Source organism: Mycolicibacter hiberniae (assembly GCF_010729485.1).
GTDB lineage: Bacteria > Actinomycetota > Actinomycetes > Mycobacteriales > Mycobacteriaceae > Mycobacterium > Mycobacterium hiberniae.
This window is the reverse complement of sequence record NZ_AP022609.1, coordinates 402,849-428,264: the sequence shown is the minus strand read 5'-3', so window position 1 is coordinate 428,264 and position 25,416 is coordinate 402,849. Positions and strand designations below refer to the sequence as shown.

Genomic DNA, 25,416 nt, shown 5'->3' with positions numbered 1-25,416 from the left:
GCGCGGGCTATCGGCGCCGCGACCTGAGGTAGTCGCCGACCACGGCTGCGCCCAGTCCCCCGAGCTCGGGCACCACCACCCGGCCCTGGACCCGCCGCGCCACCTGATCGATGAAGCGGGCCAGGCCGGGGTCATCGCCCAGCCGGAAGATCGTCACCTGTGCACCGAGCCGGGCGACGTCGTCGAAGCCCCGGACGGTGTGGGCGATGGTTCGCGGGTGCGGCGGGTAGTCGAAGAACACCGCGGGACCGGCCGTGCCGCGTCCGTCGTAGTCCTCCAGGTGCGCCGTCGGTTCCCCGTCGGTGACCACCAGCACCACCGGCTGGGCGTTGGGGTGCCGGCGCAGATGCCGGCTGGCCAGCGCCAGCGCGTGGTGCAGGTTGGTGCCCTGCTCGTAGACGCCCTCCAGACCGGTCAGCTCGGCCGCGGTCACGGTGCGTGCATAGCGGCCGAATGCGATGATCTGCAAAGCATCTGACCGGAACCGGGTGCTGATCAGGTGGTTCAGCGCCAGCGCCGTGCGCTTCATCGGCAGCCAGCGGTTGTCCATCACCATCGAGAACGACGTGTCCACGAGCAGCGCCACAGCCGACTGGGTGCGGGTCTCGGTCTCGGAGACTTCGACGTCGTCGACGCTGATCGACAGGCGACCGCCCGGTATGCGCCGCGTGGATTCGGCCTCTCCTCCGTCGAGCCGCACTGAATTGCCGGCGACCTGCCGAAGCACCGAGTTGGTCAGGGTCCGGGTGACGTTCCACGGCTCGGTGTCGCCGAACTGCCAGGGCCGGGTCGCCCCGGTCAACTCACCTGCCGCACCGGCCCGGCGGTGGTCGCGCTCGCCCCGGCGCCCGGCAAGCTGGCGGGCCACATCGCGGAGCGCGGTTTCGCCGAGCCGGCGCATCGCTTTGGGCGACAGTCGCCACTGCCCGTCGGAGCTGCGGTCGAGGAATCCCTGATTGAGCAGGGCGCGTTCCAGCTCGGCGAGGGTTCGCGCGTTAACCGCGGCCTGGTCGCCGAGCTGGCGGGCCAGTGCGTCGAGGTCGACGTCCTCCATGCTCGCACCGGGATATGCCTGGGACAGCTGCTCGGCCAGCTGTTCGAGTTCGGCGATGTCGGCCAGCGCCTGGGCGCCCTCCCCCATGCCGAGCGGGTCGTTGCCGGAGAACTCCGCCGAGCCGGCCCAGTCCTCGCCGGGTCGGGCCGCCTGCAGGTGCGCGTCCAGACGTCCCAGCGCCTGCTGCAGCGCCGGGGAGCCGAAGGCCTGCTCGGCCAACGCATCCAGCTCGGCGCGCTGCTGCTCGCTGAGGCTGTTGCGGAAGCGCTGTGCCGCCGCCGCACGCTTGGCCAGCGAATCCAGCAACTCCTCGACGGTGCGGGGGTTCTCCGGAAAGAACTCGCCGTGTTTGTCCATGAACTGCTGGAAGTCCTGCGGGGTGTCTTCGCCGCGCGAATGCTTGTCCAACAGGTCGTTGAGATCGTCGAGCATGTCGGTGACCCGTTGCCGATCGGCATCGGTCGCGCCTTCGAGCGCCTGTTTCATTCCGGCGAAACGCTGGTCGAGCATCTCGCGGCCCAGCAGGTCCTTGATCTTCTCGTAGGACTCCCGGGCCTGACTGCTGCGCCAGTTGTAGTCCGCCAGCTCCTGCACCGCTTTGGCCGGTGACGGCGACAACGCCTCCAGCTGCATCTCCCCGAAGCGGGCATCGTCGTCGAGCGCGCGGGCCAGCTCCTTGCGCTCGGCGAGCACCGCTTCATCGAGCAACTTCTTGACCTCGGCCAAGGTGCCGTCCAAATTGTTGCGGCGCAACAGTTCCCGGCGCCGCCGTTGCGCCTCGGCGGCAAGCCGGTCGGCCCCGGTCAGGTTCTTGGTGCCCCGGCGCAGGAGCTCCTGCAGCGCTCGCCGGGGCGAAGTCCCCTCCATGACGTCACGGCCGATCTCCTCCAGCGCCTCGGCCAGGTCTACCGGAGGCGCAAGCGGATCCGGCCCACCGCTGTAGGCCGAATACCGTGAAGCCCGAAACGGATGGCCTTTAGCCATAGACGGTTTCGCCCTCGTCAGACGTCTTGTCGATGCGCTTGGCCAAATAAAGTGCTTCCAAAGCCAATTCGAGTGCCGCCGCGCGTTCGCCGTCGGACTCGGCCCCCAAGCGCGTTGCGACGGCATCGATCACCGGCAGATCCGGCAGCGCCGCCAGCACTGCCTTGGCCGAGATCCGTTCCCCGGTGGTCACCGCGGTGTTCTCGACCGCCGCCACCAGGGGCCCCACGTCGATCCCGCCCAGCACCCGCGATGCGGTATCGGCGGTCGCCCGACGCAGCAGGTGCTCCAGCACCGCCTGTTCGCGGCCCTCTTCGCCGGATTCGAACTCCAGCTTTCCGCGCAGCACGTCGATGATGGTGCTCAGATCGACGACCCGCGCCACCGGATCGGTCTCGCCCAGCACCGCGCCGCGATGCCGCGCCGAGGCGGCGACCGTCTCCGCGGCGGCGATCGCGAAACGCGCTGAGACGCCGGAGCGCTGGTCCACCGAGCGGGACTCACGCAGGTAGCGCGCGAAGCGGGCCAGCACCGCCAGCAGGTAGTCGGGCACCTGGGCGCTCAAGTGCGCTTCCTGGGCGATCACGCCGACTTCGGCGTCGAGTTCCAGCGGATAGTGCGTGCGGATCTCCGCGCCGAAGCGGTCCTTGAGCGGCGTGATGATGCGGCCGCGGTTGGTGTAGTCCTCCGGGTTGGCGCTGGCGACCACCAGCACGTCCAGCGGCAGCCGCAGTGTGTAGCCCCGCACCTGGATGTCGCGCTCCTCCATGACGTTGAGCATCGCCACCTGGATGCGCTCGGCAAGGTCGGGCAGCTCGTTGACGGCGACCACCCCGCGGTGGGCCCGCGGGATCAGCCCGTAGGCGATGGTCTCGGGGTCCCCCAGGCTGCGGCCCTCGGCCACCTTGATGGGGTCGATGTCGCCGACCAGATCGGCGACGCTGGTGTCGGGCGTGGCCAGTTTCTCGGTGTAACGCTCGCTGCAATGGCGCCAGGCAACGGGCAGGTCGTCGCCGAGTTCCGCGGCCCGCCGGACCGACTCCGGCGTGATCGGCGAATACGGATGCTCACCGAGTTCCGCTCCGGCGATCACCGGCGTCCACTCGTCGAGCAGTCCGGTCAGGGCACGCAGCAGCCGGGTCTTGCCCTGCCCGCGTTCGCCGAGCAGGACGATGTCATGACCGGCGATCAACGCACGCTCCAGCTGCGGCAGCACTGTCTCGTCGAAACCGAAGATTCCGGGCCAGATGGCCGCGGCGTCGTCCCCGGCCCCGAGGCGCGCCAGCAGGTTCTCGGCGATCTCCTGTTTCACCCCCCGCTCACGATGGCCGGCGGCACGCAGCTCGCCGACAGTTTTGGGCAGATCGTGCGGGACATTCAGCGCGGTCACCACTCCACGCTACGACGGGCGCGAAGGTCCGTCACGACCTCCCGGCTTATCGCCGACCCAAGTACCCGGTACCATCGGTACCGTGCACCTACCGGATTGGCGTGAACGACCGGCTCAGACGTATTTCGGTCCGGCTTCCTGGCAGGCCCGCGTACTGGCGGTGGCCGCCGCGATCTTTTTGCGCACCTCGATCGCAGCGCTGACGCTGATCGGTCTGGTCGTCAACCGATTCTGGCCGGCCGCAATGCAACGGGCCCGGCTGGACCTCATCGACCAGCCGCTGCGCTACATTCGCGCGCTGCCGGGGACCGAGGTGACGCCGCTGCGGCTGACCGACTGCCCGGCGGAATGGGTCGTGGCCCCCGGCGCCCGCGACTCGGACCGGGCGATCGTGTACTTCCACGGTTCGGCGCTGGTGACCCTCGGCCTCAACTCGCACCGCCGCTTCGCCAGCAAGCTCTCCGAAGCCACCGGCGCGAAGGTGTTCAACGTCGGCTACCGGCTGGCGCCGCTGGCCGGTATCGACGAGGCCGTCGCCGACGGGCTGTGCGCCTACCGGCATGTGCTGGAGGCTGGATTCACCGCGGATCGCATTGTGGTGGCCGGGGATTCGGCGGGTGGTCTGATGGCGGTCAACACCGCGCTCGCCGCACGCGACGCCGGGCTTCCGGCGCCCGCCGGTCAGGTGCTGATGTCACCGCTGACCTCCGCGGACATGGAGATCAAGCGCCAGGCTGCGCGCACCCACCGCGACCCGTTCTTTCCGTTCATGGCGTTCATGTTCATCTACCGGGTGTTCGCCACGGTGAACGGCACGCGCGAGCTGCCGGTGATGCCGCCCGAGGCGGAGCTGCGCGGACTGGGACCGTTCCTGCTGCAGGTCGGCAACGACGAGATGCTGCGCAACGACGCCTTTGTGCTGGCCGACAAACTCACCGCCGCCGGTGTGCCGAACTGGGTTCAGATCTGGGATCGCGCTTTGCACATGTTCCAGCTCAGCTTCGACGTCAACCCCGACGCTCGCCGGGCGGTCGAAGAGATCGCCGACTTCGTCGGCTACCTCACCGGCTGCGAGCAACCCGGGCCGAGGTGGGCCGACCCCGAAAGCGCCTGAACGGCGGTTTCTAGACCTCGCCGGCCAACAGGGTGAGCAGCAGCGGAATGCGCTTGGCCTCGATCTCCGGCTGCGGCAGGACCGCGCCGACGATCGCCGCCCCGTCGAAGGTATTGGTCAGCAGGGCAACCACATTCGGGAATACCTCCGGCGGAAAAGCGTCGGCGGCGGGCAGCGCCCTGGCGGTGTCGCAGATCTTGTCGCCGTATTCGGCCAGCACGTCGCGCAGCACCGCACGCAGCTTGTCGTCGGTGCGCGCGGCGATCAGCAGTTCGTAGAGCACCGCGTTGGTGGAGTTCGCGGTCAGGTCACGCAGCACCGACAGCACCGCTTCCAGTGCGGGCACCTCCGCGGGGATCTGCGCCACCTGCTTGTCGAACTGCTCAAGCTGACGCCGCAGCACCTCCCGCGCGGTGGCCGCCATGAAGTCGCCCATGGTGGCGAAATGCCGAAACAAGGCCCCGTCGGAGACCCCGGCCCGCGCAGCGATCACCTTGGCCGACGCCCGGGCGTAGCCGATCTCGGCGATGGTGGCGATACTGGCGTCGAGTAAGCCGGCGACAGTGGCTTCGCGGCGCTGCTGCTGGGTTCTGGCCACGCGCTATACCGCTTGCAGCTCAGGTGATCCGGCGCCCAGGAAACGGCCCGACTTCAGCGTCTCGCCGTAGCCGTCACAGAACTGCCCCTTGCGGAACACCACGGCCCCGCCCACCCCGGTCGCCACGACGGCGTCGTCGTTGCGGTTGACCATGCGGCTCAAGTTCCCGTAGAACGGCACCTTCTCCTCGTGATAGGCGTCCACCGCGTCGGTCAGGCCCGCCGGGTCGATCACCACGAAGTCGGCGCGGTCTCCTTCGCGCAGTGTTCCGGCGGCCAAGCCGAACCAGTCGGCGACTTCGGAGGTCAGCCGGTACACCGCCCGCTCGATGCTCATGAAGGGCCGCCCGGCCGCCTCGGCATCGCGCACTCGCTTGAGCAGGCGCAGCGAGAAGTTGTAGAAGGCCATGTTGCGCAGGTGCGCGCCGGCGTCGGAGAAGCCCATGTGGATCACCGGCTCGTTGGCCAGCTTGTCCAGCTGCTTGGGCCGGTGGTTGGCCACCACGGTGGTCCAGCGAACGTTACGTTCACCATTGTCCACCAACACATCCAGAAACGCGTCGAGGGGGTGCAGTCCGCGCTCGTCGGCGATCTGCCCGAAACTCTTGCCGATCAGGCCGGCATCCGGGCATTCGACGATCACCGCGTCGTGGAAATCGCGGTGCCACAAGCTCGGTCCGAGTTTCTTGCGATCGAAGGCTTTGCGGAACCGGCGGCGGTATTGGGTGTCGGCCAGCAACTCGTTGCGCTCCAGCTGGTCGCGCAGGTGCAGTGCGGCCGTCCCCGCGCCGAACTCCTCGAACACCGGCAGATCGATTCCGTCGGAATACAGTTCGAAGGGCACCGGCAGGTGCTGGAATCGCACGCTGGATCCGAGCACCGCGTTGAGCAGGCGGGCACCGGGACCGAAGACCCGCACCGCCCCCGGTGCGGACTTGGCGTCGGCGGAGACCAGCAGGCTCATCCGCACTCCACGCCGCCGCCCGAACATTCCGCTGCTGGCCAGGAAGAAGTTCAAAGCCGTCCAGGGATTGCGGACATCCGGCGCGCTCTGCAGCATCCGGCCGCGCTTGCGCAAGACCTTGATCAACCGGCGGCGCTCGCGCCAGGTGGCGAACGTCGACGGCAATGCCCGGGACCGGAACCGGTCGCCGTCGAGCTTGTCGATCGGCGCGTCCATCCCCGACATTCCCAGCAGCCCGGCTTGCAGCCCGTCGTCGAGCAGCGCGGCCATCTTCTCCAGCTCGGCATCGGTGGGCACCACGCCCTCGGTGGTGGCGCGGTCCAAGCCGAGCACCGCGGTCCGCAGATCCGAATGTCCAAGCATGGAGCCGATATTGGGCCCGAGCGGCAATTCCTCGAGGGCGCGAACGTACTCGGCGGGCGTCGACCAGGTTTTCTTGGACTGCAGCGCGTCCAGGACGAACTTGCGCGGGACCGCCTCGACCCGGCTGAACAGGTCGGCGGCGTCCTCGGACTCGGCGTACACCGTCGACAGCGAGCAGTTACCCAGCAGCACCGTGGTGACGCCGTGACGCACCGACTCCCGCAGACCCGGGTCCAGCAGCACCTCGGCGTCATAGTGGGTGTGCACGTCGATGAAGCCCGGCACCACCCACTTGCCGGCCGCGTCGATCACCTCCGGGCAGCCGCTCTCGTCCAGCTCCCCCGCGGCGATGTCGGCGACCACACCGCCGCGGATGCCCAGGGTGCGGACCTGGGGGACGTTGCCCAGCCCGTCGAACCACAGTCCGTTACGAATGATCACGTCATAGGCCACGACGTCTCCCCACTTCGAAGTTGAGATAGATAGTGAGCGCCTACAATCTTTCTGTCAAGAGTCGACGCCCGGCCGCCGAGCCTCTCCGGTGGGCGATGGTCACTCTAATCACTTGCGTCACTGCAGTTTTGGCTGTGGATGAGTGCAGTGACTTGTCGGTGGTCGCCGCTACTATTAGCACATGCGTTCGAATGGTCGCGAGGAGGTCGTCGAAGTCTTCGACGCACTCTCAGCTGACCTGGATCGGGCACTGGATCTGGACTTCGAGGCGCTGACCCCGCGGGAATGCCTGGCACTGTTACAGCGCTGCGAGAAGCTGCGGCGGCGGTTGCCGGCACTGGAACATCCTCTGGTCAACCGGGTGGCCGCCACCGAGCCCACCGAGATCGGCGGTAAACCTCGCTGGGTGCTCGCCGACGAACTGCACCTGACTCGGGGCGAGGCGGGGCGCCGCATCGCCGAGGCCGCCGAACTCGGTGCCCGGCGCAGCCTCACCGGCGAACCGCTGGAACCGGTGCTGCCCGCGGTGTCAGCCGCTCAACGCGCCGGACAGATCAGCCCCGCCCACATCGCGGTGATCCGCTCCTTCTTCAGCTACCTGCCTCCCGACATCGACCCCGGCACCCTCACCCACGCCGAACGCCACCTGACCGAGCTGGCCACGCACTACCGGCCCGAGGAGCTGACCAAGCTCGCCCAGCGCCTGGCCGACCACCTACACCCCGACGGCAACCACACCGACGAGCAGCGGGCCCGCCGCCGCGGGCTGACCCTCGGTTCCCAAGACCGCGACGGCATGAGCCCCATCACCGGCCACCTGGACCCCCAGGCCCGCGCCACCCTCGACGCCGTCCTGGCCCGCTGGGCCGCCCCCGGCATGTGCAACCCCACCGACGCCATCCCCTGCACCAGTGGCACCCCCGGCCAAGCCGCCATCGACACCGACACCCGCAGCGCCGCACAACGCAACCACGACGCCCTGACCGCCATGGGCCGCGCCCTGCTGGCCTCCGGCGACCTCGGCCAACACAACGGCCTGCCGGCCACCCTCATCGTCTCCACCACCCTGACCGACCTGGAATCCGGCACCGGCAAAGCCCACACCGGCGGCGGCACCTGGCTGCCGATGTCCGACGTCATCGCCATGGCATCGCACGCCCACCACTACCTGCGGATCTACCACGGCGCTCAAGAACTGGCCCTGTTTCACACCAAACGCCTGGCCACACCGGGACAGCGCATCGTGTTGCACGCCAAAGAGCGCGGCTGTTCCCACCCGGGCTGCCCCATCCCCGGCTACCTCTGCGAAGTCCACCACGACACCGACTACGCCAGCACCGGCCGCACCGACATCGACGGCCTCACCCTGCGCTGCGGCCCCCACCACCAACTCATCACCTCAGGCGGCTGGAAAACCCGCAAACACCCCAACGGCACCACCAAAACCCTGCCCCCACCGCACCTCGACCACGGCCAACCCCGCATCAACCGCTACCACCACCCCGAAAAACTGCTGGGCGACTACGGTTCCGGCGACGAGGACGACGGGCCCTAAATGACGGGTCCCAGCTGGACCCAGCTGGACCTAGTGCGCGAAGTGCCGCGCGCCGGTCAGATACAGGGTGATGCCTGCCTCGGCGGCCGCCGCGGCCACCTCGTCGTCGCGCACCGAACCGCCCGGATGCACAATCGCCTTGACCCCGGCCGCGGTCAGTGTCTGCAGCCCGTCGGGGAACGGGAAGAACGCATCGGAGGCCGCGACCGCACCGGCCACCCGGTCACCGCCGCGCTCCACGGCCAGCCGGGCCGCGTCGACGCGGTTGACCTGTCCCATGCCCACGCCGATGGTGGCTCCATCGCCCGCGACGACGATCGCGTTGGACTTGACCGCACGGCAGGCCCGCCAGGCGAAGACCAGGTCGGCCAGCGTGGCCGGGTCAGCGGGCGATCCGGTGGCCAGCGTCCAGTTCACCGGGTTGTCGCCGGAGGCGTCGAGGCTGTCGCGGCTCTGCATCAGCATGCCGCCGCTGATCTGACGCCACTCGGCGCCGCCGCGCAGCGGCTCGGAGGCCAACAGCACGCGAATGTTCTTCTTGCGGGCCAGAATTTCGACAGCACCCGGCTCGTAAGCGGGCGCGACGATCACCTCGGTGAAGATGGTGCTGACGTACTCGGCCATCTCCACGCTGACCGTGGTGTTGGCCGCGATCACCCCGCCGAACGCGCTCAACGGGTCGCACTCGTGGGCCTTGCGGTGCGCGTCGGCCACCGAGATCGCCGAGATCGCGATACCGCACGGATTGGCGTGTTTGATGATGGCCACGCATGTCTCTTCGTGATCGAACGCGGCCCGCCACGCCGCGTCTGCATCGGTGAAGTTGTTGTAGGACATCTCTTTTCCGTGCAGCTGCTCCGCTTGGGCCAGGCCCGGCCAGGCGCTGCCGTCACAGTAGAGAGCGGCCTGCTGGTGTGGGTTCTCGCCGTAGCGCAGCTGCGCGGAGCGGCGGTAGGTGCGCCCGAACCATTCCGGCAGGTCCTGCTGCGGCTCCTCGGCCGCCAGCGTCGAGGTCATCCAGCCGGCAACCGCGACGTCGTATTCGGCGGTGTGCCGAAACGCCAATGCCGCCAATCGCTTGCGCTGTTCCAGGGTGAATCCGCCGGCCTTGACCGCGGCCAGTACCCCGTCGTAGCCCAGCGGATCGACGACCACAGCCACGCTCGGGTGGTTCTTGGCCGCCGCCCGGATCATCGAGGGGCCCCCGATGTCGATCTGCTCGACGCAGTCGTCTTCGCCGGCCCCGGACGCGACGGTCTCGCTGAAGGGGTACAGATTGACCACCACCAGCTCGAACGCGTCGATCTCCAGCTCCTCGAGCGCCGCAGCATGCTCGGGCTTGCGCAGGTCGGCGAGCAGACCGGCGTGCACCCGCGGGTGCAGCGTCTTGACTCGACCGTCGAGCACCTCCGGGAAACCGGTCACCTGCTCGACCGGCGTTACCGGAATACCCTTGGCCGCAATCGACTTAGCTGTCGATCCGGTGGAGACGATGTCCACGCCGGCGGCGTGCAGGCCGGCGGCCAGCTCGACCAGTCCAGTCTTGTCGTAGACGCTGATCAACGCCCGACGAATCGGTCGCTTGCCGTCGGTCATCCTAGGGTTGCCTTTCGTCCGGTCCAGGTCACGCCACCGGTCGCCAAGGCGGCCAGCACGTCCACCAGGAGCTTGCGCTCCACTGTCTTGATTCGTTCATGCAGAGTGTCTTCGTCGTCGCCGTCGAGCACGGCGACGGGCTCCTGGGCCAGCACCGGCCCGGTGTCGGTTCCAGCGTCCACCAGATGCACGGTGCAGCCGGTGACTTTGACCCCGTAGGCCAGCGCGTCAGGTACTGCGTGCGCACCCGGAAACGCCGGCAGCAGCGCCGGGTGGGTGTTGACGGTGCGCCCCAGAAATCGGGACAGGAAGTGCGATCCGAGGATTTTCATGAATCCGGCCGAGACCACCAGGTCGGGGCTGTGCGCCGCGGTGGCCTCCGTCAGGGCCAGATCCCATGCCGCCCGGTTCGGATAGTCACCCATCCGCACGGTGAACACCGGCAGGCCGGCCGCCTCGGCGATCTGGACCGCGCGGCAGTCCCGGTCGGTGCCGACGGCGACCACCCGCGCGGGATAGTCGGCCACCGCTGCGGCCAGCAGCGACTCGAGCAGCGACCCGGTGCCCGACGCCAGCACCACCAGCCGGGCGGGGACGCTGGGAGCCACATGGATCGGTTGCACGGTGACTGAGCCTAATGGTTGCACCGCCCTGCGGTGACGACGCGGCCCCGCAGCGCCGTCGGCGCCGGGCCGGCGCGTTCCGACCCGCCCGGACCCCGATCCCCGGACGTCAGGGCCGGTGCTGCGCCCCCCGGCGGACGACCCGCAGCGCGGCCGCCACACCGTCCGTCCAGATCTCGGCCATGTCCCAAGTCACGTCCGGATGGCCGATCGGCTGGACGGCCTTGGCGAGCTTGCCGACCCGGCGGGATGCCAGCTCCTGGAAGTCGGGGTCGTCCAACTCCGGGAACTCGGCGTATTCGCTGCAGAACCCCGCGCCGGCCAGCTCGTCGTAGAGGGCCTCCGCCAGGTCGTCGGTCAGGCCGAGTGTCCCCGCTGGCGGCTCGCTCATCGCCAACCCCGTCTCAACGCCATCCACCCAGATCAGCGCGACGACGTCGAGCACCGGCTCATGGCTCGGCGGCACAATGCGCCCGGCCAGCATCTCCGCCCGGGCACCGGCCAGCATGCGCAGGCTGGGCCGCCCGGTGCTGCACGGGAGGTTCACCTCGGCGGGTTGCGTACTGACGACGTCGGTCATGTCGGCCCCTGGCTGGCGGTGGGACGGGCGGCACCCTCCATCCGATCAGCCGGCGGCCCCATATATAAGGGACCGAAGTCCTCTTTTTAGCGGTCGTATCCGTCGTCGTCGGTGAACATGAGGTCTTCCGGGTCTTCCAGCGGCCCGGGCGGCTCGGTCGGCGCATGGGCCTGGACCCTGCGCGACGGCTCCGGTGCCGGCGGCCAATTCACCTCGACGTCCTGCGCCACCTGCTCCGGGGCGAACTCCGGTTCGAAGTCGGCGTCGAACATCTCCTCGGGCTCGAAGAGTTCCCCGGGCGGATCCTCGGCAGCCGGCGCCGGGCTCGGTTCGGCGACTGGACCGCCCGGCTCGGCGACCGGGCCGGCGGGGCGCACCGGGGCCGGCGGCAATACTCGCTGCGGCGACACCACCGCGTCGGCCCGGACGCCCCCGATCATCACCACCGTCAGCGCGCCGATCGCGGCGAACCATCCGAACACCGCCGGCCCGAAGGTCAGCTGATCCACCCCGACGTCACCGAAGTTGCCCAGCGGCCCCCCACCGGCAAAGCCGAGCAGCGCCATCACCACCGCCGCAATCAGGGCCGCTGCGGCCACCTTGGCCAACGCCGGGCCCAGCGGCAGCGGCCGGCGGGCGCACTGCTGCCCGACGGCCACCCCGGAGGCGGCCCCAATGATGAGCAGCGCCACCCACGCCGGCCCCAGGGGAGGCGTGGGCGCTGCGGCCAGGATGGGCAGTGCCGGAATGTCGCCACCCAGCACGGTGAAAGCGCTGAATATCGCGGGCCCGATGTGCGCGCTGGAGCCGACCGCCATCGCGGTCGCGCCCACCAACACGTTGGGCACATACAGCACGGCCAGCAGGGTCAGGCTGAGCTGACCGAACAGGGAATCGGTGATCGCGTAGAGCTCGTCCATGGTGCCCCAGTGCCAGATCAGCGAGAGCACTGTCACCGCCCCGGCCAGGCCGAACAGCGCCAGCAAGCCGGCCACCGCGGCCCGCACCGAGTCCCCCAGCCAATCCGGAAGACGCAACTCCGCCAGCGCCCGCCGGCCCACCCGGGTCCCCACACCGAGCGCCGCGCCGATCGCGTGCACGCCGAGGACGTGGGCGAAGGCGCCCAGCGCATTCGGGGTCTGCAGTTCGGTGATGACCGACGCCGCGTCGTGGATGATCGCCAGCGAGACAGCCGCGATCAGCAGCGGGCCCCCCAGCGCCGAGGCCACGATCCAGCGGGTGACGAACCACGAGGCGCCCGGGGCCGTCGCCTGCGCCGTGGTGCGCGCGGTTCCGGCCACCATCAGCAGCACCGGCATCAGCGGCAGGACGCCCAGTTCCCGGCCGCCGATGGAGATCGGCACCTGATGCACGCCCAGCCACATGCTGGCGATGGCGCCCGACGCGCCGGTCATGTCGCTGTTCGCGATCAGCAACTGCAGCAGCGTCACCGCTGCGATGACCGTCAACGCCACGACCGACGGGGCGAAGGCGACCCGCAAAAGGTCGCGCGTCGGGTTGGAGCCGGGTTTGCCGCCGATCACCGAAGTCACGCTACGAGCACGATCAACTCGGCGCGCGGGAGGTGACTAGGGCTGCGACGGCCCCGACGAGGCGGAGCCGCCGCCCTGCGACTGCTGGCCGCCCGTCGAACTCTGACCCGAACCGGACGCGCTCTGGCCGCCGGTGGAGGAGCTCGCCGAACCGCCGGTCGAAGGCGGGTTGTAGGAAGGGAATCCGGTTGGCGGGGTGGGCGGCCCGTGCTGCGCGGACTGCTGGCCGCCGGCGTTGAACGGACCGGACGACGGCGACTGCTGCGCGCCGAAGCCGCCGCTGCCGGGCGCCGACGGGTAGCCGCCGCCGTAGGACGGGTAGCCGGACTGCTGCGGAGCCTGCTGGCTCTGGGGACCCTGATGGCCGTAGCCCTGCTGCTGGCCCGGCTGGCCGTAGTAGCTACCGCCGGGCGGCAGCCCGTACTGGGCGTAGGGGTCGTACTTGGGGCGCGGCGTCGGCGCGGTCACCACACCGGCTTCCAGCAGCAGCACCCCCGTCGCGGCGACGGACTGCAGGACGCTGAAGACCAGGATCAGCCACAGCCCCCAGCCGATGGCGTAGCTACCGCTGGCCTCGGCGATGGTCGAGATGGCCAGCAGGGCGCCCAACGCCGCGACCACGGCCACCACCGCGGTGAAGTTCTTCGCCTTGGGCAGCAACGCCACCCCGGCCAGCAGCGCAGCCAGCACGGCCAGGGGCACCGTGTTGCCGGCATCGCTGAGGACCAGCGGATAGTCGACGTCGGTGATGGTCACGATCGGTCCGAAGTTCGCCAGGTAAACACCCAGCCCCAACACCACCACCGCGATCTGGAGATACTGCGGCAATCTGCTCTCCTCCCCGCCCGTCTTGGCAAACGACGGGGTCGCCGGCCCGTAGGGGCCTGACGGTTGAGAAGGCTGGAATCCGGGAGTCCCGGGCGAGTAGGTCATGACCTCTCCTGTGCTTGTGGGCAGGACGTTTCTGGGCGGTGCGGCGCGCTTCGACCATCCACGCTAGCGCACTTGGGGGTTTTCCCGGTGCCTCAACGCCGTGCGATACCGGACCCCCCCATTGCCCGGGAAACAGGAACACGTTCTAATCACGGATATGGATTACGGGCTCGTACTGTTCACCAGTGACCGCGGAATCGACCCGGCAGCGGCCGCCAAACTCGCCGACGATCACGGCTTCACCACCTTCTATGTGCCGGAGCACACGCACATTCCGGTGAAGCGGCAAGCCGCTCACCCGACCACCGGGGACGAGTCGCTGCCCGATGACCGCTACATGCGCACCTTGGACCCGTGGGTCAGCTTGGGCGCCGCGAGTGCGGTGACGTCGCGAGTCCGGTTGTCTACCGCGGTGGCGCTGCCGGTCGAGCATGATCCGATCACGCTGGCGAAATCCATCGCCACGCTGGATCACCTGTCCGGAGGCCGTGTCAGTCTCGGTGTCGGATTCGGCTGGAACACCGATGAATTGGCCGATCATGGCGTGCCGCCCGGGCGGCGGCGCACCATGCTGCGGGAGTATCTGGAGGCCATGCGGGCCTTGTGGACGCAGGAGGAGGCGTCTTACGAGGGCGAATTTGTGAACTTCGGCGCGAGCTGGGCCTGGCCCAAACCGGTGCAATCGCACGTTCCGGTGCTCGTGGGTGCCGCCGGAACGGAGAAGAATTTCAAGTGGATCGCCCGCAGCGCCGACGGCTGGATCACCACGCCGCGTGACTTCGACATCGACGCGCCCGTGAAGCTTCTGCAGGACACCTGGGCTGCGGCCGGCCGTGACGGAGCGCCGCAGATCGTGGCGCTGGACTTCAAGCCGGTGCCCGAGAAGTTGGCGCACTGGGCCGAGTTGGGTGTCACCGAAACACTGTTCGGCCTGCCGGACAAGTCCGAGTCGGAGGTGGCCGCTTACGTCGAACGGCTGGCCGCAAAGCTGGGGCTCAGCAGCTGACCTCAGCGCAGGGAGCAGCGGTTGCCGTAGTCGAAGGCGTGCACGGTCACCGCGGCACCCAGCGGCTCGCCGTCGGACAACAAGGCCACCAGGCCTTCGTCCTCGGTCGTCGCCAGGAACCGGCTGCCGTCGCTGTCCAGGCGGCCGATGATGATCCCGGTGCGGGTCTCCCAGTCGTAGCGAACGCTGTAGGTCTCGATGGTGGCCGGGCCTTCGGCTCGCTCGACGACGGGGACCGCCGGCGCGGCATCGATCTGGGCTTGCAATTCGGCGCTGCGATCTGGCGTCCACGGCACCGCGGTAGTCGAGTACACCCCGGCCGCGTACTTGCTCATCATGCCGCCGTTGGCGCCCACATAGGCGAATTGCCCTGGGGCACTGCGGACGAAGGCGACGGCCTCGGCGATCGCATGCATCGAATAGTTGTTGCCGGCGCCGCCGAAGAAGGGTAGGCCGCCGGTCAGGGTCAGGCCGCGCGGGTCGTCGGCGGAAAGACCGAAGGCGTCGCACATGGCGAAGACCGGCACCGGGAAGCAGCTGTAGAGGTCCATGGCCGCCACCTCGTCGAAGCCGATGCCCGCCATCTCAAGCGTCTCGGTGGTGGCCGTCACCGCCGCCGGATAGGCGCCCAGATCAGGGCGATCCAGCAGACGCTGCGAACGCAGCGCGGCATGCCCGTGCAAGTACACCCAGCGGTCTTCGGGCACACCCAGGCGCTGGGCGACCTCCACCGACATCAGCAGCACCGCTGCGCCCTGGTTGACCTGGTCGCGCGCCACCAGCAGCCGCGGGTAGGGGTCGCAAATCATCCGGTTCTCGGCGCTGATGGTGACCAGTTGATCGACCGAACGCTCGACCGGCGAAGCCGAGAACGGGTTCTTGGCGGCGATCTTGGTCATCGGGGCGAACAGCTCCCCCATGGCCTGCAGATAGTCGGCGGTGCCGAGACCCAGCCGGGCCCGCCGGGCGTTCTCCAACAGGCCGTACTGCACCGCCGGACTGGTCAGGCCGTGCATCACCGTGTAGTGCTCGACGAACTCCTCCAGGCCGTAGCCGCGGTCCTCGAGCTGACCCTCGACGGTCTCGCTGAAATCCGGCTTGTCGTCTGCCTTGGCGAAGTGACGCAGCGTCGACGTCGCGTCGGATCCGCACAGCAGCACCACGTCGCAAGCGCCCGCCGCGATCTCGCCGCCGAATTCGGTGAGCAGCGCCTGGGGCCCTTGACCGCCCACCTTGTCCAGAACCGCTCGGGCCGGTTCGGCATCGATCAGGCGCGCGACCGACCGCGGAAAGTTGTTCGACTTCCCCAGCGGGGCAGGGATGTTCGGGATCGAGATCTCGAACTGCCGGGTGGCCACCACAGTGTCGATGGCCGAAGCGACCTCCGCCGCACTCGCACGGCAGTCCTGCAGTGCGGCCTGGGCGGCGGCAGCCGCCAGCTGCACCGGCGACATCGCGCGGTAGTCGGGGTCGTCAAGGCGCTCAGCGGCCTGGCCAACACCCACCACGACGGGAGTGCGCGGATCGATGCTCATGTACTCACCTCATTACGGCGAGCAGACGCAGAATCGCGCTGCAAGCCCTGCTTGCGTGCGATTCTGCGTCTGCTCGCTGCCAAAACCAGCTACAGGCTCTCGAGGATCTGCCGTGCCAGCGCGGCGGTGGCCGACGGCGTCTTGCCCACCTTCACCCCGGCGGCCTCCAGCGCTTCCTGCTTGGCGGCCGCGGTGCCCGACGAGCCCGACACGATGGCACCGGCGTGGCCCATGGTCTTGCCCTCCGGCGCGGTGAAGCCCGCCACGTAGCCGACGACCGGCTTGGTGACGTTGGCCTTGATGTAGTCGGCGGCCCGCTCCTCGGCGTCGCCGCCGATCTCACCGATCATCACGATGACCTTGGTGTCGGGGTCTGCCTCGAACGCCTCGATGGCGTCGATGTGGGTGGTGCCGATGACCGGGTCGCCGCCGATGCCGATGGCGGTGGAGAACCCGAAGTCCCGCAGCTCGAACATCATCTGGTAGGTCAAGGTGCCCGACTTGGACACCAGCCCGATGGGGCCGCTGCCACTGATGTTGGCCGGGGTGATGCCGACCAGGCACTCGCCGGGGGTGATGATGCCCGGACAGTTCGGCCCGATGATGCGGGTCTTGGTGCCCTTGTCGACGTTGTAGGCCCACGCGTAGGCACTGTCCTGCACCGGGATGCCCTCGGTGATGACGACCAGCAGCGGAATCTCGGCGTCGATGGCCTCGATCATCGCGTCTTTGGCGAACTTCGGCGGCACGAACGCGATCGACACGTCGGCGCCGGTCTTCTCCATCGCCTCAGCCACGCTGCCGAACACCGGCAAATTGACCTCTTGGCCCTCTTTGTTCAAGTGCCCGACCGTGGTGCCGGCCTTGCGGGCGTTGACCCCGCCGACGATCTGGGTGCCGGCGGCAAGCATCCGCGCGGTGTGCTTGGTGGCCTCGGCACCGGTGATGCCCTGGACGATGACCTTGCTGTCCTTGTTGACAAAGATCGACATACTTACGCGTCCTTTCCAGCGTTGGCCAGCTCCGCGGCCTTGTCAGCAGCCTCGTCCATGGTGGGGACGACGGTCACCAGCGGGTGGTTGGCCTTGGCCAGGATCGCCCGGCCCTCCTCGACGTTGTTGCCGTCGAGACGCACCACGAGCGGCTTGGTCGCGGCGTCGCCGAGAATCTCCAGCGCCGACACGATGCCGTTGGCCACCGCGTCGCACGCGGTGATCCCACCGAAGACGTTGACGAAGACGCTCTTGACCTGCGAGTCACCCAGGATGACGTCCAGACCGGCGGCCATCACCTCCGCGGAGGCGCCGCCGCCGATGTCGAGGAAGTTGGCCGGCTTCACGCCGCCGTGCTTCTCGCCGGCGTAGGCGGTGACGTCCAGCGTGGACATGACCAGGCCCGCACCGTTGCCGATGATGCCGACCTCGCCGTCGAGCTTGACGTAGTTCAGGTCGTGCTGCTTGGCCTTGATCTCCAGCGGGTCGGTGGCGTCGAGGTCGGCGAACTCGGCGTGGCCGGGCTGGCGGAACTCGGCGTTGCCGTCCAGGGTGACCTTGCCGTCCAGGGCCAGGATCTGGTCGTCCGGGGTGCGCACCAGCGGGTTGACCTCGACCAGGGTGGCATCTTCGGCGACGAAGACCTCCCACAGCTTCTGAATCGTCACCGCGGCGGCGTCGAGCACCTCAGCGGGCAGGTGGCCCTGCTCGGCGATCGAGCGGGCGAACGCCAGGTCGACGCCCTTGACCGCGTCGACGGGCACCTTGGCCAGCCGCTCCGGCTTGGTCGCGGCGACCTCTTCGATCTCCATGCCGCCCTCGACCGAGCACATGGCCAGGTAGGTGCGGTTGGAGCGGTCGAGCAGGAAGGAGATGTAGTACTCCTCGGCGATGTCGCTCGCCTCGGCCACCAGCAGCTTCTTGACAACGTGGCCCTTGATGTCGAGGCCGAGGATGTTCTGCGCATGCGTGAACGCGTCGTCCGGGGTGGCGGCGTACTTGACGCCACCGGCCTTGCCGCGGCCGCCGACCTTGACCTGCGCCTTCACCATGACCGGCCGACCGATCTCGGTGGCGATGGCCTTGGCGTCCTCAGCCGAGGTGGTTACCCGGCCGGGGGTGGTGGGCACGCTGTGCTTGGCGAACAGCTCCTTCGCCTGATACTCGAAAAGATCCATGGGCTCACTGTCTTATTGCGGGTCGCCGGCAAGCCGGCGCTGTCGGATTGTCAGAGATCTAGCTCCCGAGGCACTGTATCGAGCCTGCGGCGAGGTTCCCTCCTCGCGTACCGCTGCTGTGGCACATCTCACCGCGGAAAAAACGTGATTAGGTTCACATTCCCCCGCGTATTTGACTGATAGCTTGCCAGGCTCCGACGGGAGTGGTTACGGTCACCAGGTCTAGCTGTTTATAACGTTCTGATCACGACCAGAGGAATTTCCAGGCTGATGCAGCACGGTGTACCGATGCGTCCGGTTTCCGGGGGACCTGCTCCCCGTCGTCGAAACGGCGCGCGGTCTTCGATGCCAGGCCCTGCCGAGGTCACCGACATCATTGCGTTCAGCGAGTTCGGCTGGCCCCCCGGAGCGCTTGACGACGACCCGTTCGATGAGATGTCCGAGGTGCTGCTGGCCCCCGAGCTGGACGACCTCGCCGACACCGACAACATGCCCGTCCTGCGGCTGGTGATGCCCCCCGAGGGCTACCCCGACCAGGGCTATTACCACCCGGAGCAGGCGGCCCCGCGGCCCGCGCGCGGCGGCAGGCACCGCAGTCAGCCCACCAGCGCCGTCAAGAGCCGCGTCATGATCGCGGCCATGGCGGCCGGCGCTGCCGCCGCTGCCGCACACGCCGCCACCCACCCCTCGGGCGACCCCGTCGCGCGGCCCGCTGTGCTGGCGGCCAGCAAGACGGCCCTCAACGACGGGACCACCACCACCTCCAGCCACGGCTTGCAGATGATCACGGTCAAAGCCGCCGCGAACGTCGTCGTGCACAACGAGGAGCTGGCCAAGGGGATGGCGTTCGCGCAGGAGCGCGCCGAGCGCGAGGCCCGGCTGCAGCGCCCGCTGTTCGTGGCACCCACCCAGGGCGCGTTCACGTCGAACTTCGGCTACCGCTGGGGTGTGCTGCACGCCGGTATCGACATCGCCAACGCGATCGGGACCCCGATCCTGGCGGCTTCGGACGGCGTGGTCATCGAGTCGGGCCCCAGCGGCGGCTACGGCATGCTCGTCAAGCTGCGCCACTCCGACGGCACCGTGACCCTCTACGGCCACATCAACCGGTCACTGGTCAGCGTCGGTGAGCGCGTGATGGCGGGCGACCAGATCGCCGAGATGGGCAACCGCGGTTACTCGACCGGCCCGCACCTGCACTTCGAGGTGCTGCAGAACGGCACCACCCGCATCGACCCGACCTCCTGGCTCGCCAAACGCGGGATCAATTTCGCCTAACCTGGAAGAGTGAGCGACCGCCACCAGCCCGCTGCCGGCGCGACCCCTGCTCCTCAACCTCCGACTGGTTCGCCCAGCCGCATCATCCGCCGGGCGCCCACCGGTGCCATTCCGATCGTGACCGGTGCGCAGCCGATACCGCCGGTGGTCCCGCCCGGACCGGCGCCGTTGTCCCCGCGCTACCCCAGCGCAGCCGCCGCGATCGGCGCCTGCGTACTGGCGTTACTCAGCTGCTGGGCCACCTCGGTGGTGTCCACCGACCTCATCGCCAGCTGGTGGCACACCGACCGGCTGTTCTGCGTCGCGGTCGGCTTCCTGACCGCGGTGTTCGGCGGCACCACGGTCTCCGGAGTGATCATGCTGCTGCTCCGGCGTCCGCTGGGCCGCTTGCTGATCGCGGTCGGGATGGTGGTCGCCCTGTTGACGTTCGGGAGTCTGTTCCTGGCGGGAGCGCGGGTGCCGGCCATCGTGCAGGTCATCCCGGTATTCCAGCTGGCCACCATCGCCGCGGCACTGCAGCCGGCCACCCGACGCTGGTTGTTCGGGATCTGAGGGTTGACCCGCTTGAGCTTGGCGGCGACCCGCTGCGCCCGGCTCCGCCGCGCTTGCGATCGCCGCTAAAGCTTGGCGGCGACCCGCTGCGCCCGGCTCCGCCGCGCTTGCGATCGCCGCTAAATCGTGGCGGCGACCCGCTGCGCCCGGCTCCGCCGCGCTTGCGATCGCCGCTAAAGCTTGGACACCGGGGCGTGGTTGTGCATCAGCTTGACCCGCCCGGAGCTGCCGAAGTCGATCAGTGACATGGCCGACTCGCCCACCCCCGAGACTTCCTCCACCCGGCCCAAGCCGTACTTGTCGTGCGACACCCGGTCCCCTGGCGCCAGGACCAGCAGCGGCCGGTTGCCCGATCGGCTCGGCGCCGGCCGCGGCGTGCCGAACCGGCCGGCGCCGCTGACCGGTGCGCTCGGCGCGACGCTGGCCTCGGTGCGCCGCCAGTCGATGAGGTGCTGCGGGATCTCTCGCAGGAATCGCGATTCCGGGTTCAACATCGGCTGGCCCCACGACGAGCGCACTTTGGCCCGGCTCAGGTACAGCCGTTGGCGCGCCCTGGTCAGACCGACGTAGGCCAGCCGGCGTTCCTCGGACAACTCGCGGGCATCCCCCAGCGAACGCATGTGCGGGAACATGCCGTCCTCCCAGCCGACCACGAACACCACCGGGAACTCCAGCCCCTTGGCGGTGTGCAAGGTCATCAAGGTGACCATCCCGGACCCGTGTTCGGGAATCTCGTCGGTGTCGGCGATCAGCGAAACCCGTTCCAAGAACGCCGCCAGCACACCGACATCGGGCACGTCCTCCTCGACGGTGCCGTCCTGTTCGGCGAGCGCGTTGGCCCGGTCGATGCTGAATTCGTGGGCAACACTGACCAATTCGTTGATGTTGTCCAGCCGAGCCAGATCCTGTGGGTCGGTCGAGACCTCCAGTTCCTTGCGGTAACCGGTCCGGTCGAGCACCAGCTCCACCAGCGAGCCCAGGTCGTCGTCGCAGGTGTTCAGATGCGCCCGCAACTCCTCGAGCATCGCGACGAAAGCGGCGATCGCGTTCTGCGAACGGCTGTTGAGCATCGGTACGGAGCCCTCGGCGGCGGCTGCCAGTGCGGCCGCGAATCCCACGCCGGTGTTCTCCGCATGCACCGCCACACACGCCTCCGCGCGGTCCCCGATACCCCGGCGGGGGGTGTTGAGAATGCGTCGCAGACTCACCGCGTCGCCGGGGTTGTCCAGCACCCGCAGGTAGGCGATGATGTCGCGGATCTCTTTGCGCTCGTAGAAGCGCACACCGCCGACGACTTTGTACGGGATGCCGCTGCGGATGAACACCTCTTCCAGCGACCGCGACGAGTTGTTGGTGCGGTAGAACACCGCCACGTCGCTGTAGTTGACCGTGCCGGCCTCGGTCAGGGCGTCGATCTCCTGCGCGACGAACCGCGCCTCGTCATGCTCGTTATCGGCGACGTAACCGATGATCAGTTCACCGTCGCCGGCGTCGGTCCACAGTCGCTTCTCCCGACGCCCGGAGTTGCAGGCGATCAGTGCGTTGGCCGCCGAGAGAATGTTCTGCGTGGAGCGGTAGTTCTGCTCCAGCAGAATGGTGGTCGCGTCGGGATAGTCGCGTTCGAAATCCTCGATGTTACGGATGGTGGCGCCGCGGAAGGCGTAGATCGACTGATCGGCGTCACCGACCACGCACAGTTCGGCGGGCGGCAATTCGGAGTTGCCCTCGCCGGCCGGTCCGTTTTCCTGCGGCGGTCCCGGCTTCGCCTCTCCTCCGTCGAGCCTCGCCGAACCGCCGTGGCCCGCGAGTTCGCGCACCAACATGTACTGGGCATGGTTGGTGTCCTGATATTCGTCGACCAGGATGTGCCGGAACCGGCGGCGATAGTGCTGGGCGATCTCCGGGAAGGCCTGCAATATTGCGACCGTCTCTCCGATGAGGTCATCGAAGTCCAGGGCGTTGGCCGAACGCAGCCGACGCTGGTACTCGGCGTAGACGGCGGCCACCACCCGGCTCAGTTCGTCGGAATCCTCGGTGAGGTCGGCCAGCGCCCGGTCCGGGTCGATCAGTTCGTTCTTCAGGTTGGAGATGGCATTGGCCAGCAGCCGCGGCGAGTGCCGTTTGACGTCGAGGCCCATGTCGCGGCCGATCATCAGCAGCAGTCGCCGCGAGTCGTCGGCGTCATAGATCGAGAAGTTGGAGTTCAGGCCGGGGACCACCGAGGCCTGGTTGCGCAGGATCCGCACGCAGGTGGAGTGGAACGTCGACACCCACATCACCCGGGCCCGGGGGCCCACCAGGCTCGACACCCGCTCGCGCATCTCGGCGGCGGCCTTATTGGTGAAGGTGATGGCCAGGATCTGTCCCACCCCGACGCCCCGGGCGGCCAGCAGGTAGGCGATACGCCGGGTCAGCACCGCCGTCTTGCCCGAACCTGCTCCTGCCACGATCAGCAGCGGAGAGCCCTCGTGCAACACGGCCCGGCGCTGCTGCGGGTTGAGGCCCTCGAGGAGATGGTCGGTGTGCGGACTGGCGTGCAAGGTCATAGCGTCCCCCAACGTACCGCCGCCGGGCGACAGTCTTTGCGCTGGCACTGCCGTTAGTGGCACACTCGGTTCGTGCTCGACACGCGGCGTCGATTTTTCTACGGGTACCGAACAGCGGTGCCCGTGGTTTAAGCGCAACGCCTGCGCCCCGCGGTCCGCTTCGCCGGCCCGGGGCTCGTCTGTTGTGTGAGGCCGGATCGCCGAATGGGACCAGAAACCACCCAACAGCGAGAACCTGGAGTCCAGATCATGTCTGCCCAATCCCAACAGCTGCCCGACATCGAGGAACTGCGCCACGAGATCGACCGGCTCGACGCCGAGATCCTGGCCGCAGTCAAGCGCCGCACCGCAGTGGCCCAGGAGATCGGCAAACTCCGGATGGCCTCCGGCGGTACCCGGCTGGTGCACAGCCGGGAGATGAAGGTGCTGGAGCGCTACAGCGAACTCGGTGAGGACGGCAAGGACCTGGCCATGCTGCTGCTGCGGTTGGGTCGCGGCCGGCTCGGTCACTGATACCCCGCGCCCGGCTCCGCCGCGCCAGCGGTCGCCACGGGAACCTCCGCCGACCCGCCGCGCCCGGCTCCGCCGCGCCAGCGGTCGCCGCTAATGTCGGAGAATGAGCTCCGTCCAGCAGATCGCCGACATCTCTGCCACCCCGGCCTGGGACGCGTTGCGCAAGCACCATCGGCAGATCGGCGAGACGCACCTGCGGCAGTTCTTCGCCGACGATCCCGACCGTGGCACCACATTCACCGTGACCGTGGGCGACCTCTACATCGACTACAGCAAGAACCGGGTCACCGGCGAGACCATCCGGCTGCTGCTCGAGCTGGCCCGCACGGCCGGCCTGGAGGACCGGCGCGACGCGATGTTCGCCGGAGAACACATCAACACCTCCGAGGACCGGGCCGTGCTGCACACCGCCTTGCGGCTGCCGCGTGACGCCGCGCTGAGCGTCGACGGCCAGGATGTGGTGGCCGATGTCCACGCCGTGTTGGACGCCATGGGCGATTTCACCGATCGGCTGCGCAGCGGCGAATGGACCGGCGCCACCGGCGAACGCATCCGCACCGTCGTCAACATCGGCATCGGTGGCTCCGACCTTGGTCCGGTCATGGTCGACCGGGCGCTGCGGCACTACGCCGACGCCGGTATCTCGGCCCGCTTCGTCTCCAATGTCGACCCGGCCGACCTGACCGCGAAGCTGGCCGGCCTGGACCCCGCCAGCACGCTGTTCATCGTCGCCTCCAAGACATTCTCGACACTGGAGACCCTGACCAACGCCACCGCTGCCCGACGCTGGCTCACCGACGCGCTCGGCGACGACGCCGTCGCCCGGCACTTCGTGGCGGTCTCGACCCACGAGGCGCGGGTCGCAGAGTTCGGCATCGACACCGCCAACATGTTCGGCTTCTGGGACTGGGTCGGTGGACGGTACTCAGTGGATTCGGCGATCGGGCTGTCGGTGATGGCGGTGATCGGCCGGGAGCGCTTCGGGGAGTTCCTGTCGGGCTTTCATATCGTGGACGAACATTTCCGCACCGCGCCACTGGAATCCAATGCGCCGGTGCTGCTGGGACTGATCGCGTTGTGGTACTCCAACTTCTTCGGCGCACAGTCTCGCGCCGTGCTGCCCTACTCCAACGACCTGGACCGCTTCGCCGCCTACCTGCAGCAGCTCACCATGGAGTCCAATGGCAAGTCGACCCGGGCCGACGGCACGCCGGTCAGCACCGATACCGGTGAAATCTACTGGGGCGAGCCGGGAACCAACGGACAGCACGCGTTCTACCAATTGCTGCACCAAGGGACCCGTCTGGTGCCGGCCGACTTCATCGGCTTCTCTCAACCCGTCGACGACTTGGCCACCGCAGACGGGTCGGGCAGCATGCACGACCTGCTGATGAGCAACTTCTTCGCCCAAACCCAGGTGCTGGCGTTCGGCAAGAGCGCGCAGCAGATCGCAGCCGAGGGAACCCCCGCAGATGTCGTGCCGCACAAGGTCATGCCGGGCAATCGTCCCACCACCTCGATCCTGGCGACCCGGCTGACCCCGGCGGTGCTTGGCCAGCTGATCGCGCTTTACGAGCATCAGGTGTTCACCGAGGGCGTGGTGTGGGGCATCGATTCGTTCGACCAGTGGGGTGTGGAGCTGGGCAAGGCGCAGGCCAAGGCGCTGCTTCCGGTGATCACCGGCGACGCCGCCCCGCAGCGGCAAACCGACAGCTCCACGGACGCGCTGGTGCGCCGCTACCGCGCTGCGCGCGGTCGCGCCACCTAGGGCGGTCTCGCGGCTTTCTCTCACCGTGACTTTTTTCGGCGGACCACCGGTGCCGGTGCGCCGAAGTCCGCGGCGATCTCCGCGCCCGGAGGGTCTCAGCGCACCGCGATCGGTGCGCGTCACCGTGGCACGAGCCCGGGCGCTCCCCCGCCCGCGCGAGTCCACCCGCGCCGAATACGCACCTGGTGCCGGGGATTTCCCGCAGGGGCCGGCGCGATCAGCGACGGCGCCGAGCCCGCCTCCCGGCCGGCCGCAGCACCCCCGCAGCAAGGTGCCTTGCTCACCGGAT

The 25,416-nt window shown here is 68.6% G+C and carries 20 protein-coding genes; 7 read left to right on the top strand and 13 right to left on the bottom strand.

All coding sequences use genetic code 11. The features are described 5' to 3' along the window. Positions 1-7: 7 nt before the first annotated feature. Both G6N14_RS02035 and G6N14_RS02030 read right to left on the bottom strand, forming a co-directional pair. A complete protein-coding gene (locus G6N14_RS02035) occupies positions 8-2,038 on the bottom strand; it encodes a vWA domain-containing protein (protein ID WP_085135597.1) in 2,031 nt (676 codons plus the stop codon). Next, entirely contained in the window at positions 2,031-3,419 is a 1,389-nt protein-coding gene (locus G6N14_RS02030; protein ID WP_085135619.1) for a sigma 54-interacting transcriptional regulator, read from the bottom strand. Before G6N14_RS02030 ends, G6N14_RS02035 begins: the two co-directional genes overlap by 8 nt. 91 nt (positions 3,420-3,510) lie before the next feature. Here G6N14_RS02030 and G6N14_RS02025 point away from each other — a divergent pair, with 91 nt between their 5' ends. Next, entirely contained in the window at positions 3,511-4,542 is a 1,032-nt protein-coding gene (locus tag G6N14_RS02025) for an alpha/beta hydrolase (protein ID WP_085135598.1), read from the top strand. A gap of 10 nt (positions 4,543-4,552) precedes the next feature. Here G6N14_RS02025 and G6N14_RS02020 read toward each other — a convergent pair whose 3' ends face one another. Together G6N14_RS02020 and G6N14_RS02015 are read right to left on the bottom strand one after the other, a co-directional pair. Next, entirely contained in the window at positions 4,553-5,140 is a 588-nt protein-coding gene (locus G6N14_RS02020) for a TetR/AcrR family transcriptional regulator (protein WP_085135599.1), read from the bottom strand. Positions 5,141-5,143: 3 nt separating this feature from the next. Beyond that, positions 5,144-6,919 (bottom strand): N-acyl-D-amino-acid deacylase family protein, encoded by a 1,776-nt coding sequence (locus G6N14_RS02015; RefSeq protein WP_085135600.1) that lies wholly within the window; start codon positions 6,917-6,919, stop codon positions 5,144-5,146. A 181-nt stretch (positions 6,920-7,100) separates the two neighbouring features. Between G6N14_RS02015 and G6N14_RS02010 the strand changes: the two genes are divergently transcribed. After that, positions 7,101-8,474: an HNH endonuclease signature motif containing protein gene (locus G6N14_RS02010; protein ID WP_163787001.1), complete on the top strand. Its 1,374-nt coding sequence runs from the start codon at positions 7,101-7,103 to the stop codon at positions 8,472-8,474. 30 nt (positions 8,475-8,504) lie between these two features. Here G6N14_RS02010 and purH read toward each other — a convergent pair whose 3' ends face one another. The 5 genes from purH to G6N14_RS01985 all read right to left on the bottom strand — a co-directional run bounded on the left by purH (position 8,505) and on the right by G6N14_RS01985 (position 13,759). Further along, the gene (gene purH / locus G6N14_RS02005; RefSeq protein WP_085135061.1) at positions 8,505-10,070 is read right to left on the bottom strand and encodes a bifunctional phosphoribosylaminoimidazolecarboxamide formyltransferase/IMP cyclohydrolase; all 1,566 of its coding nucleotides are present in this window, start codon (positions 10,068-10,070) and stop codon (positions 8,505-8,507) included. Continuing rightward, a complete protein-coding gene (gene purN / locus G6N14_RS02000; protein WP_085135060.1) occupies positions 10,067-10,693 on the bottom strand; it encodes a phosphoribosylglycinamide formyltransferase in 627 nt (208 codons plus the stop codon). Before purN ends, purH begins: the two co-directional genes overlap by 4 nt. Before the next feature lie 109 nt (positions 10,694-10,802). Further along, positions 10,803-11,273 carry a hypothetical protein gene (locus G6N14_RS20735; RefSeq protein WP_234808854.1) on the bottom strand — a complete coding sequence of 157 codons (471 nt, stop codon included), beginning with the start codon at positions 11,271-11,273 and terminating at the stop codon, positions 10,803-10,805. A gap of 86 nt (positions 11,274-11,359) precedes the next feature. Next, on the bottom strand, positions 11,360-12,817 hold the full coding sequence (locus G6N14_RS01990; protein WP_085135100.1) for a cell division protein PerM: 1,458 nt from the start codon (positions 12,815-12,817) through the stop codon (positions 11,360-11,362). Positions 12,818-12,862: 45 nt separating this feature from the next. Beyond that, the gene (locus G6N14_RS01985) at positions 12,863-13,759 is read right to left on the bottom strand and encodes a DUF5336 domain-containing protein (RefSeq protein ID WP_085135059.1); all 897 of its coding nucleotides are present in this window, start codon (positions 13,757-13,759) and stop codon (positions 12,863-12,865) included. Between the two features lie 157 nt (positions 13,760-13,916). Here G6N14_RS01985 and G6N14_RS01980 point away from each other — a divergent pair, with 157 nt between their 5' ends. Next, entirely contained in the window at positions 13,917-14,765 is an 849-nt protein-coding gene (locus tag G6N14_RS01980; RefSeq protein WP_085135058.1) for an LLM class F420-dependent oxidoreductase, read from the top strand. 2 nt (positions 14,766-14,767) lie between these two features. On the opposite strand, the gene G6N14_RS01975 is transcribed toward G6N14_RS01980, so the two are convergent. The 3 genes from G6N14_RS01975 to sucC all read right to left on the bottom strand — a co-directional run bounded on the left by G6N14_RS01975 (position 14,768) and on the right by sucC (position 18,470). Continuing rightward, the gene (locus G6N14_RS01975) at positions 14,768-16,300 is read right to left on the bottom strand and encodes an acetyl-CoA acetyltransferase (RefSeq protein ID WP_085135057.1); all 1,533 of its coding nucleotides are present in this window, start codon (positions 16,298-16,300) and stop codon (positions 14,768-14,770) included. Positions 16,301-16,389: 89 nt separating this feature from the next. After that, the gene (sucD, locus tag G6N14_RS01970) at positions 16,390-17,292 is read right to left on the bottom strand and encodes a succinate--CoA ligase subunit alpha (protein WP_085135056.1); all 903 of its coding nucleotides are present in this window, start codon (positions 17,290-17,292) and stop codon (positions 16,390-16,392) included. A gap of 2 nt (positions 17,293-17,294) precedes the next feature. Beyond that, the gene (gene sucC, locus G6N14_RS01965; protein ID WP_085135055.1) at positions 17,295-18,470 is read right to left on the bottom strand and encodes an ADP-forming succinate--CoA ligase subunit beta; all 1,176 of its coding nucleotides are present in this window, start codon (positions 18,468-18,470) and stop codon (positions 17,295-17,297) included. 270 nt (positions 18,471-18,740) lie between these two features. On the opposite strand from sucC, the gene G6N14_RS01960 reads away from it, so the two are divergent. Then, positions 18,741-19,748: a M23 family metallopeptidase gene (locus G6N14_RS01960; protein ID WP_085135054.1), complete on the top strand. Its 1,008-nt coding sequence runs from the start codon at positions 18,741-18,743 to the stop codon at positions 19,746-19,748. 9 nt (positions 19,749-19,757) lie between these two features. Continuing rightward, positions 19,758-20,300, top strand: coding sequence for a hypothetical protein (locus tag G6N14_RS01955; protein WP_085135053.1), 543 nt, complete (start codon positions 19,758-19,760; stop codon positions 20,298-20,300). A gap of 173 nt (positions 20,301-20,473) precedes the next feature. Here G6N14_RS01955 and pcrA read toward each other — a convergent pair whose 3' ends face one another. After that, the gene (gene pcrA, locus G6N14_RS01945; RefSeq protein WP_085135052.1) at positions 20,474-22,846 is read right to left on the bottom strand and encodes a DNA helicase PcrA; all 2,373 of its coding nucleotides are present in this window, start codon (positions 22,844-22,846) and stop codon (positions 20,474-20,476) included. 249 nt (positions 22,847-23,095) lie between these two features. On the opposite strand from pcrA, the gene G6N14_RS01940 reads away from it, so the two are divergent. Together G6N14_RS01940 and pgi are read left to right on the top strand one after the other, a co-directional pair. After that, a complete protein-coding gene (locus G6N14_RS01940) occupies positions 23,096-23,359 on the top strand; it encodes a chorismate mutase (RefSeq protein WP_046320259.1) in 264 nt (87 codons plus the stop codon). 103 nt (positions 23,360-23,462) lie between these two features. After that, complete coding sequence (gene pgi, locus G6N14_RS01935; RefSeq protein WP_085135051.1) at positions 23,463-25,127, top strand: glucose-6-phosphate isomerase; 1,665 nt, start codon at positions 23,463-23,465, stop codon at positions 25,125-25,127. The last annotated feature ends 289 nt before the right edge of the window (positions 25,128-25,416 follow it).